This window comes from Borrelia nietonii YOR (assembly GCF_023035795.1).
GTDB lineage: Bacteria > Spirochaetota > Spirochaetia > Borreliales > Borreliaceae > Borrelia > Borrelia hermsii.
Map to the genome: position 1 here is coordinate 1 of NZ_CP073151.1, position 13,200 is coordinate 13,200.

At 29.2% G+C, this 13,200-nt stretch carries 21 protein-coding genes; 7 read left to right on the forward strand and 14 right to left on the reverse strand.

Annotated features, from left to right (window positions below):
- The 7 genes from bhYOR_RS04795 (at nt 1) to bhYOR_RS04820 (ending at nt 4,929) form a co-directional block, all read left to right on the forward strand.
- Complete coding sequence (locus bhYOR_RS04795) at nt 1-1,110, forward strand: plasmid maintenance protein (protein WP_247088380.1); 1,110 nt, start codon at nt 1-3, stop codon at nt 1,108-1,110.
- A gap of 9 nt (nt 1,111-1,119) precedes the next feature.
- A complete protein-coding gene (locus tag bhYOR_RS04800; protein WP_025434389.1) occupies nt 1,120-1,680 on the forward strand; it encodes a DUF226 domain-containing protein in 561 nt (186 codons plus the stop codon).
- The gene (locus bhYOR_RS04805) at nt 1,656-2,420 is read left to right on the forward strand and encodes a ParA family protein (protein ID WP_025400167.1); all 765 of its coding nucleotides are present in this window, start codon (nt 1,656-1,658) and stop codon (nt 2,418-2,420) included. Before bhYOR_RS04800 ends, bhYOR_RS04805 begins: the two co-directional genes overlap by 25 nt.
- A 37-nt stretch (nt 2,421-2,457) precedes the next feature.
- Nucleotides 2,458-3,018: a chromosome replication/partitioning protein gene (locus bhYOR_RS04810; protein WP_025400166.1), complete on the forward strand. Its 561-nt coding sequence runs from the start codon at nt 2,458-2,460 to the stop codon at nt 3,016-3,018.
- Between the two features lie 61 nt (nt 3,019-3,079).
- The gene (bdr, locus tag bhYOR_RS04815; RefSeq protein WP_241763824.1) at nt 3,080-3,193 is read left to right on the forward strand and encodes a Bdr family repetitive protein; all 114 of its coding nucleotides are present in this window, start codon (nt 3,080-3,082) and stop codon (nt 3,191-3,193) included.
- Between the two features lie 63 nt (nt 3,194-3,256).
- Nucleotides 3,257-3,391 carry a hypothetical protein gene (locus bhYOR_RS08145; RefSeq protein WP_281506147.1) on the forward strand — a complete coding sequence of 45 codons (135 nt, stop codon included), beginning with the start codon at nt 3,257-3,259 and terminating at the stop codon, nt 3,389-3,391.
- Nucleotides 3,392-3,696: 305 nt separating this feature from the next.
- Nucleotides 3,697-4,929 (forward strand): recombinase RecT, encoded by a 1,233-nt coding sequence (locus bhYOR_RS04820; RefSeq protein ID WP_247088382.1) that lies wholly within the window; start codon nt 3,697-3,699, stop codon nt 4,927-4,929.
- Between the two features lie 46 nt (nt 4,930-4,975).
- On the opposite strand, the gene bhYOR_RS04825 is transcribed toward bhYOR_RS04820, so the two are convergent.
- From bhYOR_RS04825 to bhYOR_RS04890, 14 genes are all read right to left on the reverse strand, one after another.
- Nucleotides 4,976-5,329: a BBA14 family lipoprotein gene (locus tag bhYOR_RS04825; RefSeq protein WP_025434309.1), complete on the reverse strand. Its 354-nt coding sequence runs from the start codon at nt 5,327-5,329 to the stop codon at nt 4,976-4,978.
- A gap of 1 nt (nt 5,330) precedes the next feature.
- Entirely contained in the window at nt 5,331-5,666 is a 336-nt protein-coding gene (locus tag bhYOR_RS04830) for a BlyB family putative holin accessory protein (protein ID WP_025407106.1), read from the reverse strand.
- On the reverse strand, nt 5,663-5,983 hold the full coding sequence (locus bhYOR_RS04835) for a BlyB family putative holin accessory protein (RefSeq protein WP_247088309.1): 321 nt from the start codon (nt 5,981-5,983) through the stop codon (nt 5,663-5,665). The genes bhYOR_RS04830 and bhYOR_RS04835 overlap by 4 nt, the downstream gene beginning before the upstream one ends.
- Nucleotides 5,980-6,177, reverse strand: a complete 198-nt coding sequence (locus tag bhYOR_RS04840; RefSeq protein WP_025434156.1) for a BlyA family holin — start codon at nt 6,175-6,177, stop codon at nt 5,980-5,982. Before bhYOR_RS04840 ends, bhYOR_RS04835 begins: the two co-directional genes overlap by 4 nt.
- Nucleotides 6,178-6,247: 70 nt before the next feature.
- Nucleotides 6,248-7,075, reverse strand: a complete 828-nt coding sequence (locus bhYOR_RS04845; RefSeq protein ID WP_247088345.1) for a DUF685 domain-containing protein — start codon at nt 7,073-7,075, stop codon at nt 6,248-6,250.
- Nucleotides 7,076-7,086: 11 nt separating this feature from the next.
- The gene (locus tag bhYOR_RS04850) at nt 7,087-7,689 is read right to left on the reverse strand and encodes a DUF735 family protein (protein ID WP_025434158.1); all 603 of its coding nucleotides are present in this window, start codon (nt 7,687-7,689) and stop codon (nt 7,087-7,089) included.
- Between the two features lie 14 nt (nt 7,690-7,703).
- Nucleotides 7,704-8,582: a DUF276 domain-containing protein gene (locus bhYOR_RS04855; protein ID WP_247088384.1), complete on the reverse strand. Its 879-nt coding sequence runs from the start codon at nt 8,580-8,582 to the stop codon at nt 7,704-7,706.
- Nucleotides 8,579-8,911: a hypothetical protein gene (locus tag bhYOR_RS04860; protein WP_025434159.1), complete on the reverse strand. Its 333-nt coding sequence runs from the start codon at nt 8,909-8,911 to the stop codon at nt 8,579-8,581. The genes bhYOR_RS04855 and bhYOR_RS04860 overlap by 4 nt, the downstream gene beginning before the upstream one ends.
- 70 nt (nt 8,912-8,981) lie before the next feature.
- Complete coding sequence (locus bhYOR_RS04865; RefSeq protein WP_025434160.1) at nt 8,982-9,524, reverse strand: DUF777 family protein; 543 nt, start codon at nt 9,522-9,524, stop codon at nt 8,982-8,984.
- On the reverse strand, nt 9,525-10,511 hold the full coding sequence (locus bhYOR_RS04870) for a DUF693 family protein (protein WP_247088388.1): 987 nt from the start codon (nt 10,509-10,511) through the stop codon (nt 9,525-9,527). It abuts the gene before it with no gap.
- A 4-nt stretch (nt 10,512-10,515) separates the two neighbouring features.
- Nucleotides 10,516-11,151, reverse strand: a complete 636-nt coding sequence (locus bhYOR_RS04875; RefSeq protein WP_025434162.1) for a DUF792 family protein — start codon at nt 11,149-11,151, stop codon at nt 10,516-10,518.
- 13 nt (nt 11,152-11,164) lie between these two features.
- On the reverse strand, nt 11,165-12,511 hold the full coding sequence (locus tag bhYOR_RS04880; RefSeq protein WP_247088351.1) for a DUF759 family protein: 1,347 nt from the start codon (nt 12,509-12,511) through the stop codon (nt 11,165-11,167).
- Nucleotides 12,508-12,738, reverse strand: a complete 231-nt coding sequence (locus tag bhYOR_RS04885; protein ID WP_025400198.1) for a DUF1322 family protein — start codon at nt 12,736-12,738, stop codon at nt 12,508-12,510. Before bhYOR_RS04885 ends, bhYOR_RS04880 begins: the two co-directional genes overlap by 4 nt.
- Nucleotides 12,725-13,183 carry a DUF1473 family protein gene (locus bhYOR_RS04890; protein WP_025400199.1) on the reverse strand — a complete coding sequence of 153 codons (459 nt, stop codon included), beginning with the start codon at nt 13,181-13,183 and terminating at the stop codon, nt 12,725-12,727. The genes bhYOR_RS04885 and bhYOR_RS04890 overlap by 14 nt, the downstream gene beginning before the upstream one ends.
- Nucleotides 13,184-13,200: the final 17 nt, after the last annotated feature.

Here is a 13,200-nt window from a genome sequence, read left to right on the forward strand (position 1 = left end):
ATGAGAGGTACAAAAAAGCCTACCAAAAAACATCAATACAAATTAATCGTTTTAATATCAACATTAAACTACATGAACTTAAAGTTTAAAAAATACACTCAAAGCAACATACTTTATTACTTTAACGGAAATTTAAGACGCAATGGTCACAAAGAAACTACTCTTAAAACACTTCAAAAATATCTTTATAAATTAGAAAAAGAATTAGGTGTCACAATTAATTATTACAGACATTTGGGTGTTAACATGGGAACTGAAATTCACTATAACCTTAAGTATTCTAAAAAAGAATGTCATCGCATAATCAATAAACTCTTTAGAGAGAAAAAAGAAGAGAGGCACAAAGATCGTGTAAATGCTAGTCTTGAAAAAAGATGTAATAAAAAGGGGAGTGTAGAAAAAGGGGAGTGTATATATAATATATATAATAAAGATAAAGAAGAAAAGAAAGACATAAAAGAAATAGAAAAACTGCAAGTAAAAAAGTACGCTAAGAAATGCAATTTTAAATCAAATGCTTTCTTCTCTATTTTGAATTTAAAACTAGAAAAAGATGTTACAATTAAAGTGCTTAAGGTACTTAAAAGAACAGAAAACTTCATTGAAAAAACTAAACACAAGAAAAAAAGCAACATTAAGCCAAAAGAAAACAAGATTGCAAGTAAGCAAAAGGAATTAAGTAGAATACTGGATGAAACAAAAATTATCTTAAAAAATGAAGGCTATAATAGTAAACAGTTGGAAGTCCAAATACAAAAGGTATATGAGCAATATAAAGATAAACCACACTTTATCATAGAGAACAATAAGTACAATGACTTAGAAAAGATAATAGGGAAGCTTAAAAAGTCAGTTGAACGTGTTAAAGTAACCGTAAAAGAAGATGAGAAAGAAATTAGGAATAACGTATTTAGCATACTTCTTGAACAATTAAGACATAAAGTAGACACATCAGTTTTAATACCAATACTGAAAGAATATTTAAACAAACAGAACAAATTGGAGTATAACAAGGTATTTAGTAACCATTATTACTACGAGATTTTAGGATTAGTAGAAAATGGCGGGAATTATTTAAAATTAGGAGAACCCAAAAAAATTACGAGTTAAGGATTAGTTGTGGAGAGTGTATCAGAACGCCTCAAAACCAAAGAATTAGAGATTAAGAAAATAGAAAGAAAACGTATCTTTGCTAAAGTAGAAGATAGAAATGGTAGAAAAATATACCACACAAAGATAATGAATGATTTATATGTATTTGGGGTTAATAAAAATCAAAAACATAAATTTTTCATTTCATTTAGAGGATTATTTCACAGAGGAAAAATCAATGAGTTTAATTTATTTTCTTTGAAAGAAAATGATAAATTCTTAGGGATTTTCTATGGGTATAGAAAACCAGTACAAAATATCATAACAAGATATGAAGAGAATGGGGTTATAAAGTCATATACCTTTTCAAGGGCTTATTACATAGAATTTAGATTTAAAAAGGGCAGTGTTTGTTGTTACATCAAAGGAATGTCTCGTTTGATTAAAAAAGAAAAATTAAAAACACAGTATAGTCAATTTTTACTTGAGCTAATAATAAATTTAGAGAGACAAGTATATGAATTTTACAATAAAAAATTACCAGACGGAGGGATAATTACTAAATGGATAGAAAAAAACCAGAAATAATCACTATAGCATCAATTAAAGGTGGTGTTGGTAAAAGCGTGCTAGCAATTATTTTTAGTCACATTTTGAAAGATTTTAATAAAAAAGTTTTATTGGTTGACTTGGATCCTCAAAACAGTTTAACTAGTTATTTCATCAAATACATAAAAAGTGTTGAAGGGCTTAATGTATATTACATGCTTAAAGAATATAGGAATTTTGATCTAAATAAATATTTAAATAAGATAAATAGTGAAATGTGCATTATACCTTCTCATCCAATTTTGTGCAAATTTGAACAAGAAGATGAAAGATATAAAGAACAATTATTGGAACATTGCATAAGCAAGATTTTATCTAATAACAATTTTGATTATATAATGATTGATACACCTCCTAGTTTGAGTCCTTTACTATACAATGCTTTAAATGTTACAGATAAAGTTATAATACCTGTTCAACTTGAAAGGTGGTCTGTTGAAGCATTTCCTATGTTAATGGATGCAATAGAAGAAGTTAACATTTTTAAAAGTAAAAAAATAGATGTTTCAATAGTGGAGAATCAGTTTGTTAAAAATAGGAATACTTTCAAAGATATAGAAGAGTTGGTATTAAAGAATTATGGAATGTTGATTAAAGGTAAAATTCATAGTCTTAACAGTATTAAAGTTTTAATTAACGAGTTAAAAGAACCTGATATTCAAGCAATGTATTACAAAGAAGCTCAGGAAGCTTTAGAGAAAATAGTAAAAGTACGCTAGCGTACTTTTATGATATTTGAAAATAAAGGAGGAAACAATGTCTAGAAGTCAGAAAAAGGAGATTGTTCTTAATAACAGAAAAATTAGTGTTAATCAATTTGAAAGGAGTAATGATAAAGATGATGAAATGGAATATGAAAGTTATAAAAATCAAATAAGAAGAATTACTGTAAGTGATATAAACAATAAAATTGAATTAATGGAAATTTTATATAAAATAAGGATGAAAAAACTTTATCAACTTGATGGATACAAAAAATTTGAAGATTTTCTTGAAAAATTTATTATAGCAAGGAGTCAAGCATTCTTGTATTTACGGCTTTATAAAAGAGTATTATCGGGTGATTTAAAAATAGAGGAAATTAAGCAATTTGGATTTAGAGAGGCGTATAAAAGAATTAAGAAGTCTGATATAGATAAAAATATTTCAAAAGTAAATCCAATAAAGCCACTAAGATTTCAGCTTAAAAGCCAGGAGAGTTATGATTTTTATAAGAAAAATGCCAAGTTTACTAGTTACTTTTTAGATAGGGTTTTTAAGGACAAAAAAGATTTACTCGAAAAGTTTATGAAAGAATTTGAAAGTTTAAAAAGCTAAATGTAAGGAATTATTTATGAATAATTTAGCATATAAGACATATAGAAGATAAGATTTAAGAATGGGGTTCTTAGATAAAGGGTTTACTGAAACGCCAATAGATTTCATTTTACTTCATAATGACAATTATACTTTTAAAGTTTTAAGAGAAAAGATGAACTCATTAAAACAATGAATCATTTTTAGAAAAAATTTCTTTAAAGAAATAGAAAGTAACAATACGATGATTCAAGAAGAAATGAAAAGAGATAATGCAGTACTATTAGAAAAGCTTAGTGTAGGAAATAGAATTCTCACTGTTATTACAGCAATAGGAATACCAATAATTATATCTATTATCATGTCTCTAATAAGTAAATTCTTTATAGGATAAAAAAGTTACTTATGAATGAGGATTGATTTTATTTGAAATTTGTTGTATTTTATTAGTATTAGTAGTGCTATTTGTTTAGGACTCCTAATGTTATTGTGTTCGATTCACAAAGGCTTTAGGTCTTGATTAAACATTCTTTTTAAGAGTTTTTAATTAAGGCCTAAATTTTTATCTTCAAGTTTAATGATTTGATATATTATTTTTGTAAAGTTTTTTATTAAAAATATTTTGTTAAAAAGTTGACAAAAACTGGTATTTGATATATTATTTTGTTTATAAAACACAATAGATTATAGGAGTTAAATATGAGTAATGCAAAGAATATAACAAAGCCTGAGATATCAAATACGATTAGTACAATAACAGAAAAAATGAATTCAAGTAATATTTATGAGGTATGGGAAGCATATAAGAGTATGCATGGACTTAAAAGAATGGATACTCAATCAGAGAGAGAAATCTTAACTTTACTACAAGTAAATAATCTAAATCCATTCAAGAAGGAAGCATACATAATCCCATTTAATGGGAGATATGCAGTTGTGGTAGCATATCAAACCTTACTTATAAGGGCATATGAGGCAGGGTATAGTAAATATAGCCTTGAATTTAAAGAAGAAATGGTTAAGACAATTAAAATTGATTCTAAGGGCAATAAAATGGTACAAGAAGATTGGCAATGTACAGCTTACTTCAAATCAGAGCATGGTAATATTTATAGTTTTTCTGTTTTATTTAATGAGTATTACAAAAACTCACCTATTTGGAGAGAGAAACCAGTATTTATGTTAAGGAAATGTGCGGTTAGTTGTCTATGCAGAACTTTGCCAGGCGCGGGGCTTGAGAGTATGCCCTATATAAGAGAAGAGTTAGGAGATACAGATAATCTTTATGAAGCTCATAAGGTACAACAAATAGGGCATACTGAAACTGAAAAAATAGTGACTAAAGAGATGCACCCTGTTGATTATGAGTCTGTTACCAAAAGTGATAATAAGCATGTACCATCCAATCTATCAGTTGAGAGTGAGGAAGATAATGATGCAAATACCTTAGGAACTAGACAAGACACAACAGAGGAACAATCTAAGGGTGTAGAAACCCCACCTGTAGATGTGAATAGAGTTGTGAAATCTAATAATACTAATACAGTAGGAGTAAATAAAGATAATAAAGCTAATTCAATTAAGTTTAGTTGCTATAAAAGTCTTCTTATAGCAGCACGTGGTATGCATAAGCATTTGGTTGATAAACCATTTGAGAGTATATCGCAGATAAATGCATATTTAAGTGCTATAAAGAAGGGGGATGATTCTTCCTTTTTAGAGTATTTTAATATGAATAAAGCTTTAAGGAGTGTTAACTATTGGATAGAACTCATTAGAGAATATATATTTAAGAATAATCATCTTATGAGGAAGTTAGATCAATTTGAGGCATTTATAGCGCTTATGCAGCCTAAATATGAGGATAGTCCACTCAGATTATTTGGATTCTTGTCAAGAGAAGAAGAGTTAAGATATTTATTTGATACATAGATGATAATTTAAAGCAAATAAGCCCCATTAGGGGCTTTAAATAATATTAATTTTTTAGTTTTGAATATTTTTTGTAAACCGCTTCAGCAATAGGTTTAGTTATCTTGATGTATGCTTTGAAAATGTTGATGTTAAACATTAAATCCTGGATTGTCTGTTCAGACTTGAGTGTAGAAGAATCAAAATAAGTAAACTTAGGATACTTTGGGTCATTAACTTTCTTTTTTGTACGTGTTAAGAATACTTGCAAGTACATAACATAATCAGCTAGCTTAGCTTCATAAGTACTTAATTCTGTGAGAGTTTGGGTTTTAGGAAATGTTGGTTCTTCCGTTAGAGAAGCAATAGATGTACATGAGAAGATAAGCGTTAAGAAAGTTAAATTTACTAGTTTTTTCAAATTAGGCCTCCTTTAACATTTTGATGTAAGTACTCATGAGCTTATTACGTTTAGCTCTAAGTTGGGAAATGTATTTTGAATAATCATCATAATCCCCAGCAGTTTCTATTATCTCGATGTTGAGCCTTAGTATTTCTTCAATTTCAGAGAGTAGTTTGATAGCTTCCTTTTGTTCCATTTGATATACACTTGCCTCATATAGTGAGTAAAAATAATTAACCACTTTGGTGAAAATATTAATGTAGGTTACGGTGTTTTTACCTTGGTGGTTATTTTTTATAATTTCTGTAAATTTGTTTAGGATATCAACACTTAATTTAGCAGTACTTAATTTCATTTGACCTCCTTTTCAATTGATGAGATTTCTAATGGTAATTGCATATTATCTGGATTGCTATTAACCTTTTCTATAAATTTTTTGATTTTAGTTTGGATAGGTTCAAGTGCTTCTCTTATTTGCGGAGTTAAGGCATTCTCTAACCTTTCCATATTTTGTGTATAGATAATTTGATATTCTGTGTAAATGTCATTTAATAGCATGAATGTTTTATGAGCATTTTCATTAAACGACCCATCTTCAAAATTAGATAGGGCATCAAATAATGTTACAATTGCATTTAAAGCAGTATCTAAAGAATTACGATCAAGTATCATAAATCCTCCTTTTCTTTGTCTCTGTCATGTATTTTTATCTTACTTAATAAGATACTTAGCATATCTTTGATTACTGGTTTGAAAATCAAACCCAGACTTAATATAAAAATACTAATAATGATTAACTTCACTTCATTGATGTTAATTAGTTGAAGTAAAAAATCTAATATGTTATTAATACTTAATTCATTCAACTTTATCACCTCGAGTTTATAATAGGTAAGCTACAACTATATAGCAAAGAATAGCAAAAACTATATAAAGTTATAACTTTACTAAAACCGGAACACGATTACCATTTATATATCCACGTTTTTGAATGTACCATCCTCTAAGTACTGGACATAAAATATCTACATAAGCATTTTTAGCACCGTAATAATATGCTGTTGACTTTTGTGAGCTATCAGTGTATTTAAGTGCTACTTTTTTTGCATATTTAGTACCAGACGCATTGATTGTGAGAGCAACAGTAATGTCTAAATAAATAGGGTTATCATCATCAGATGTATAAAATAAGAGTTCAACTTCTTGATTTGAATATTCTGATGTCATGTCTAATACGTAAGCTTGATTTTTAAAATAAGATGGGTAAATATATGAACTTGTAGTTTTGCTTTTTGTTGTAGTAAACCCAGAAGGAATTCCTGTTAAATATTCAGGTACTGGGGATTTTTGTAGCGTACTATAATTCATAATTACAAACTTATCATTTTTAGTTAATGTAGTTGATGATATATTTCCTATAATTCTGTCTCTTACTTTATCAGAAATATTATAAACACCGTTATTGGCATTGTTGAGTAATTTTTCAAGCACTTTATTATAAGCTTGATTTATAAAGTTTTCATTTGCTAATAGTTCAGTAGCAATTGTGTCTTTAATGACTTCTTTGAAATACTCAAGTCCCTCATTTTTGAAGATTTTGTCTTTAGTTTTTTTAAGAAAATTTTCATATGTAATTGCATTGCAATTAGAACCTCCATCATCAAGTAGCATTAAATCAGTTTTTTGAATATCACCAACTCTGTTTAGGTTGTTGATTTGGATAAATTCTTCTTCATCAATTAAGAGTTTCTCTTCACTTGACATTAATGTTCTCCTTAATTAAAAGTAATAATTTCTATGTTTTCATTATTTGTAATTTTTAAGACACGTCCTATAGGAATGAGATTTTTTATAAATGCATAAATTGAGTGTGAATATCCTTTAGGAAGGAAATTGAATGTTAAAAATTTATATGCCGTTTTAAATCCTTTTTTTGTTTGATGTAATCGAATACGTTTTGGTTTATGCCCTTTAACGGTGCTAGGAGAGATAAAGGAAATAAAGTTAGTTTTTATCCTGTTTAATAATTTTATGTTAATTACACCAGCTTGTGGGGTAGTAACTTCAATATCGACATTTAAGAAGGCCTTAAAAAGTCTTATAAATGATTCATCAGTGCCAATATGACGTAAAGCAAAAAGTACACTATCAATGTTTGCTACAAGTGATTCGAGTGGTTGGCTTTCAGAGTAAAAGATTCTAAATAGATTGGATAACCAAATGGCAATAAAACGTGATGAGCAGTGGCGTGTAGCAGTAATACTTGTGAAATTAGAATTTAGACTTTTTAGTTCTAAATACATTGTATTTGCATACTCTAATTCATTTTGTATGAACTTTTCAACCCCAGTATCTTGAAGATGGATGGGTATTTGCATTTTTAATAGCTCCTTTAAGTTGTAATGTCAATGATTAATCTGTCAGTAAGATTGAAGATAAGTATTTCCTCAGGCTTAACTTCAATATTAGTATTTTCCTTAAATTCTGAATCAGTAATGCTTGCAATTTTAGTGTCATCTGTGTTTTTAATGCAAGCATATATTTTCATACTCTTAATTCCCTTAATCTCATTAACAGGAGCTATAAAATCTTGATATTCAAAGCTGATACCCATATCAGGATAGTTATTAGTTACAATACGTTTGTATATATCTCTTATTTGCATGTCTATGTTAAGATATATGTGATTTTTAAGATCAAGTTGATATTTTACTTTAAGGTATACGTATTTTTTCTTTCCTAAAGATATTTTATAGCTTTTGAGTTGATTGTGAGTGTTAAGGCCATCAATTGTGATACTACCATTAAAGAGTGTACCTACAGGCATAGTTGAATAAAGCACTTTCCAAAGTTTGGCTTTAAATGTAGAATCAGTGATATCAGTTTTACTAGAATTTAGTAAAGAGTCATTTAATATAAGATAAATATCAGCTGTTCCGACTTTAGAATCAATATTGACGTACTCTATTTCTTTAAGTTTAAGCAATGATGAACGAACCGCATCAAAGGTAGTGCTCTTAACACTTATGTGCTCTTCGATTGCCTTAAAGTATTCGCCACCGGGACTTACTTTAGAGAAAAATGAATTAAGTTCATCAATGATTTGTTCTTCAATTGTTGCAAGTGAGGTTGCAATAATATTGTAAATGGAGGATGGGTCATTATTAATTACAATCCCATGCATATCTCGTAAGTATGCTCGTTTGGCATTAACTATTTGTTGGATATTCTGTTTTAGAATACCAAAATCAGGATCAAAAAGAATGCTCATATTCTAATCTCCATATCTAAAGTGTCGTTTGCAAATTCAAATATAATGTTTAATGTGTTATTTTTAGTAATTGTTTCAATGTTGACAACATCAATTTTGAGGTCTTGTATAATGCTTGAAAAGTAAGTTTTAATTTGTGTTAAAGAGCTTGTCTTAGCAAACCTTGTAAAGAAATTATAATCAAATCCCCAATTAGGAGCATTCTTAAGACTACCCTTTGGAGTTCTTAAAAATATAAATAAACGTTGCTTTTGTTCATTTATTCCACTAGTTAATGCTAAGTCTTTTTTAAAAACCAAATTAAATTGATTGTCAATCTGTAAATCCAATCTTTAACCTTTTAATGATTCTAATTTAACCTTTAACCGGTAGTAAGTATAGCACTATTTTAGCAAAAACCTATTTTAGTAACATATTTATTTTATTTGTAATCTTTGTAAGATTGCTGTAAAAGCTAGGTTCAACACTAGCATTCCCAATTACCCGTAAATTGTATAGACAAGAAACAATTTCTTCTAATACTGACCTTAAACTTGTATTGTTAGCTTTAATGTCTATGGGGTTTTGTATGTCAATTGCAAAGTCATTAACTTTGATAGTAGCATTTTGCATGTTAATTGGCCTTAGAATATAAAAATAGTTTTTGTCAAAATAATGATTATCATCCTCATTAAAAAGGTTAATACTACTTTGAAGTAAGATTACCCCGTCATTTTCTTTAAGATTAAAATGCATGTTTGATATATTGCGTGTCTTAATCTCTAAGTCTGTGTGTCCAGAGAGTAAAACAATACCTTTTTGTGTAGAGGTGTTAAAAGATTTAATTATTCCTATTTTAGAGATAAAAATGTTTCTATAAATCCATAGTTTTATTTCTTCTTGTGTTAACGGGGAGCCTTTCATTTGGCTATTCATTCTGTATATTTCATAATTCAAGTTCATTTATTTAGCCGTCCCATTTATTTCTAAGTAATTAGAGTCATCATAAAGCTTAAGGATAAGCGAGCATTCACCAGTATTGCTTAAGATAGCATTAGACTCTATAATACTGCTCTTAACTTCTTTTCCAAGCGAGTCAATAAATTTTATCCTGTCACCAACTTTCAGTTTGTGTGTGTACATAACTTTGGCATTCCAATATATAAATCTTATACTTAAAGTACTGCCAATAGTAATCTCTTGTTGAGGAATAAACTGCAGACCAAAATCTTCAAGAGGTAGATAATTTGTATTTTGCTCTGCAGGTGTGGCGTTAGTAAAAATATAATTACACTCAACATGAGTGTTCCCGAGAGCCGATTCTTTAATAAGTTGTGTATGCTCCTTAGGTACAATATCTGTTCTAACGCTTTGAACATACTTTTTAGTTATCTTTTCAAGAAACTCAAGAGGAGTATTTGCACAAAAACTTTCTGTTATAATTTTTGTTCTATCAGCATAGCTCATATTGATAATGCATTTACCAGGAAAAGCTGATTTAATTGCATTCTCTACACTCATTCCTTGGAATTGATTTATTTTAAGCTTGCGATTGAAATAATTACTTTTTGTTGCCAAATGAATTTCAAGGTCAACACTAAAATCACCATTAGCATAATCAGTACTCATAGGAACACCCAAATAACCTGCCATAATAAAGTCATAATCTTTAGAGTCTGCGAACTTTTTATAAGATATTTTTACAATATCTCCTTCATTTACATTATCAGTAAAGTCTATAGGTAGGTTCCAAAGGGTTAGCTTGCTTTTCTTTGCACACACATAATTGTTACTTGAGTACATATCAGATATTGATATGTCAATGTGTATTCCATCTTCAGTTTTAATTATAATTTTAGGCTTTTCTTCTGATGTGATATTCTTAGTGCTAGTTTTACTTGGATTATAAAATTCGATTTTGAAGTCGTATTTGATAATTCTACATTCCATGAAGTTACCCTTTATATATTGAAAATGTTTTAAGAACTTCTAAGGTAAGACTAATTTCAACCTCATCAAGGTATACTGTGTCCTTAAGGGTAAGAGAGGTAATTGCAACAATACCCCTGAACCCTAAAGTTGGACTGTAGAAACTAAATGGTACACTCTCTTCAACTCTATTAATAAGTTGTTGTTTTGCCAGATTACTGGTATGAGGAAAGATTAACTTTCCAAAAGCCGTATTAGCCGAGAATTTAAGCAGTTCCTTATAAGCACTAGTTAATACAGCATTATTTAATGTGATAACTTCACCAGTGAAAGTTGGATTGTAACTTACATATTCAGATTTACGTGTGTAGTAGTCAATTACAGGACGCTTTGAACATGTTGTGGTGTAAGTTGTGCTAATTAGTTCAGTTTTGGGTAAGATGAAAAATCCTTGTGGAACGTATCCAAGTCCCTTAAAGTCCATCCTTGGACATAAACTTAAGAAGTTATATGCCATAAACACACTAGAAATTTCATTGAATGTTTCTTTAAGGATACTTGTTACTTGTGATGGAGTAAGCTTTAAGAAGTCTAGTGTTGCCTTTACTGGTGCTGTGTCTTTATATTTATGAATAAAGTCTGTTGTAAATTGTGGTATCATATTTAAATGTTCCTTAAGGTGTTTTTATACTTGCGTCTGTTTCTAATTTTGATTCAGTATCAGTACTTAAGAGTGGTGAATGGCTTTTATCTGTTGTAGGTATTGAACCAAATAACCATTTGTATGCCCAATTAGGCAATGTTAATTTTAGAATTTGATTTCCAAGCTTTATAAGCCATTCGTTAATGTCACCGAAAAAACTTTTAATTCCGTCTATTATGGGCTCAACAATATGTGTTTTGACGGTAAAACCTGTTAACCATTTAGCTATGGTTTCTATTTTTTCCAACATGGGTTGGAATACACTAGCTGAAAGTTTTCCAAATGAATCTTGAGCTTTATCCAGACTATCCTTAATTTTTTCAGCTTCACTAGCATAAGTAGGAAACTCAAGAGAGTTCCAGTCCTTAATAATTTCTTTTAATTTGTCTGTTCTGTAATCAAAGGTATAACCAGTTGCTACTCTGTCATATTCCATTTCAGCTCGTTCATTATATTTATCAGTAAATTTATTAAATGAACTCATAATGTTATAAAGAGAACCGCTTTTGCCTTGCAAGAATTCTGCTACTGCAGTAATAGCAGAATTCTTATCACCAACAACCCCGGTAGATTTAAGCTTTGCAGCAAATGTTACAGCCTGCTTAAGATTATCGTCATTGTTTTGACCTAAGTGTTGTAATACTTTTCTAAGAGTCCCAGCAGAGTTGAGAAAATCTTCTCTTTCAATGCTGTTCCCAAAACCAGGTATGCCTTGAAGCATGCTATCAAGTTTGCTCTTTTCATTTGTTGTAAATACTCTTGAAGTAATTAAGTCAAGCTTTTGAAATCTAGCATCATTAAGTATAGATTTTTTTGCAAAATTCAAGATATCACCAATACCACTTTGAAAGGTATGACCCACTATATGTCCAAGAGCAGTTCCAGTAGCAATTTTCAAAATGCTGCCGCCTTTAAGAATACTTTTTTGAATAGCTTTGTGAAGTATTGTTTCCTTATGCTTGCCACTTTTCATTTCTTCATATTCTAATTGTCTTCGGTCTTTACTTGACATAAGTGAACGCTTGAATGCTTTTTTTCTAGCTTCTTCAAATTTGTATCCTAGCTTAACAAGTTTTTTAGTTTCAGTAAATCTAAACTTTTCTACCCTTTCTCGTAATTTCTCATATTTGGTTTGTTTGGCTAGTTCACGTTTCTTCTCAGATAAGTTATGTTTTAAGATATCTTTAGTGCTCTTTAGAGAAGATTTTTTAGGTTTAATTAAATGTTCTAGTTTAGAAATGTCTTTTTCTAATGATTTGCGAGTTGATGCATGATCTAGCACTCCTGTAAATTTAATTGTAAATTTTGGAGTATTCATAACATTCCCTTAGAGAGAGTCATTTCAAATATTTGCTTTTCAAGTTTCAGATTCGATATTTTGTAAACCTCATTTAGTTCTTCGTAGTTCAATGTTTTGACTTCATTTAAAGTGCAAATACCCATGATAACAGGAAAGAAATATTTGTTTTGTTTTATCTCTTCAAGTAACTTAAAATATTCAAGTTTGGTTTCATTAAAGATTTTACTTCCATTATGGATTTTCATCCTGTATCCCCATTGATGTTTGTTGTGACTTGATATTTTGTATTATCTGTTCATAATTCCAACTATCATTAATGTAATCAAATTGTACAAATCCATCAGCATTATTTAGATAATGGCTTAAGTAAACTAAAGTTGGTTTCTTAAAGTCAGGATCTGATTTGAATACATCAAACTGAATTGAGTAAAGTATGTACTTAAGATAATCTTTGTAGTAAGTAATGTACTCTCTATTTTCATTTAAAATAAAGTAAAATTCATCTAAAAAGCCAGGTTTAATCATAAGGTCTGTTATTGCTCTTAAGTATTCAAGATTATTAAGTTTTTTGATGCCTTCATTTTGTGAAAATCCTAATATAGAGTCCCATTCGTAAACGGGCAGTACTCTTACTTCAAATGTAAAAGTCTTATCTTTAGTTAAGATATTCATTTTGTAACGCGTAATCATAAAATCCTCCTTAAGCG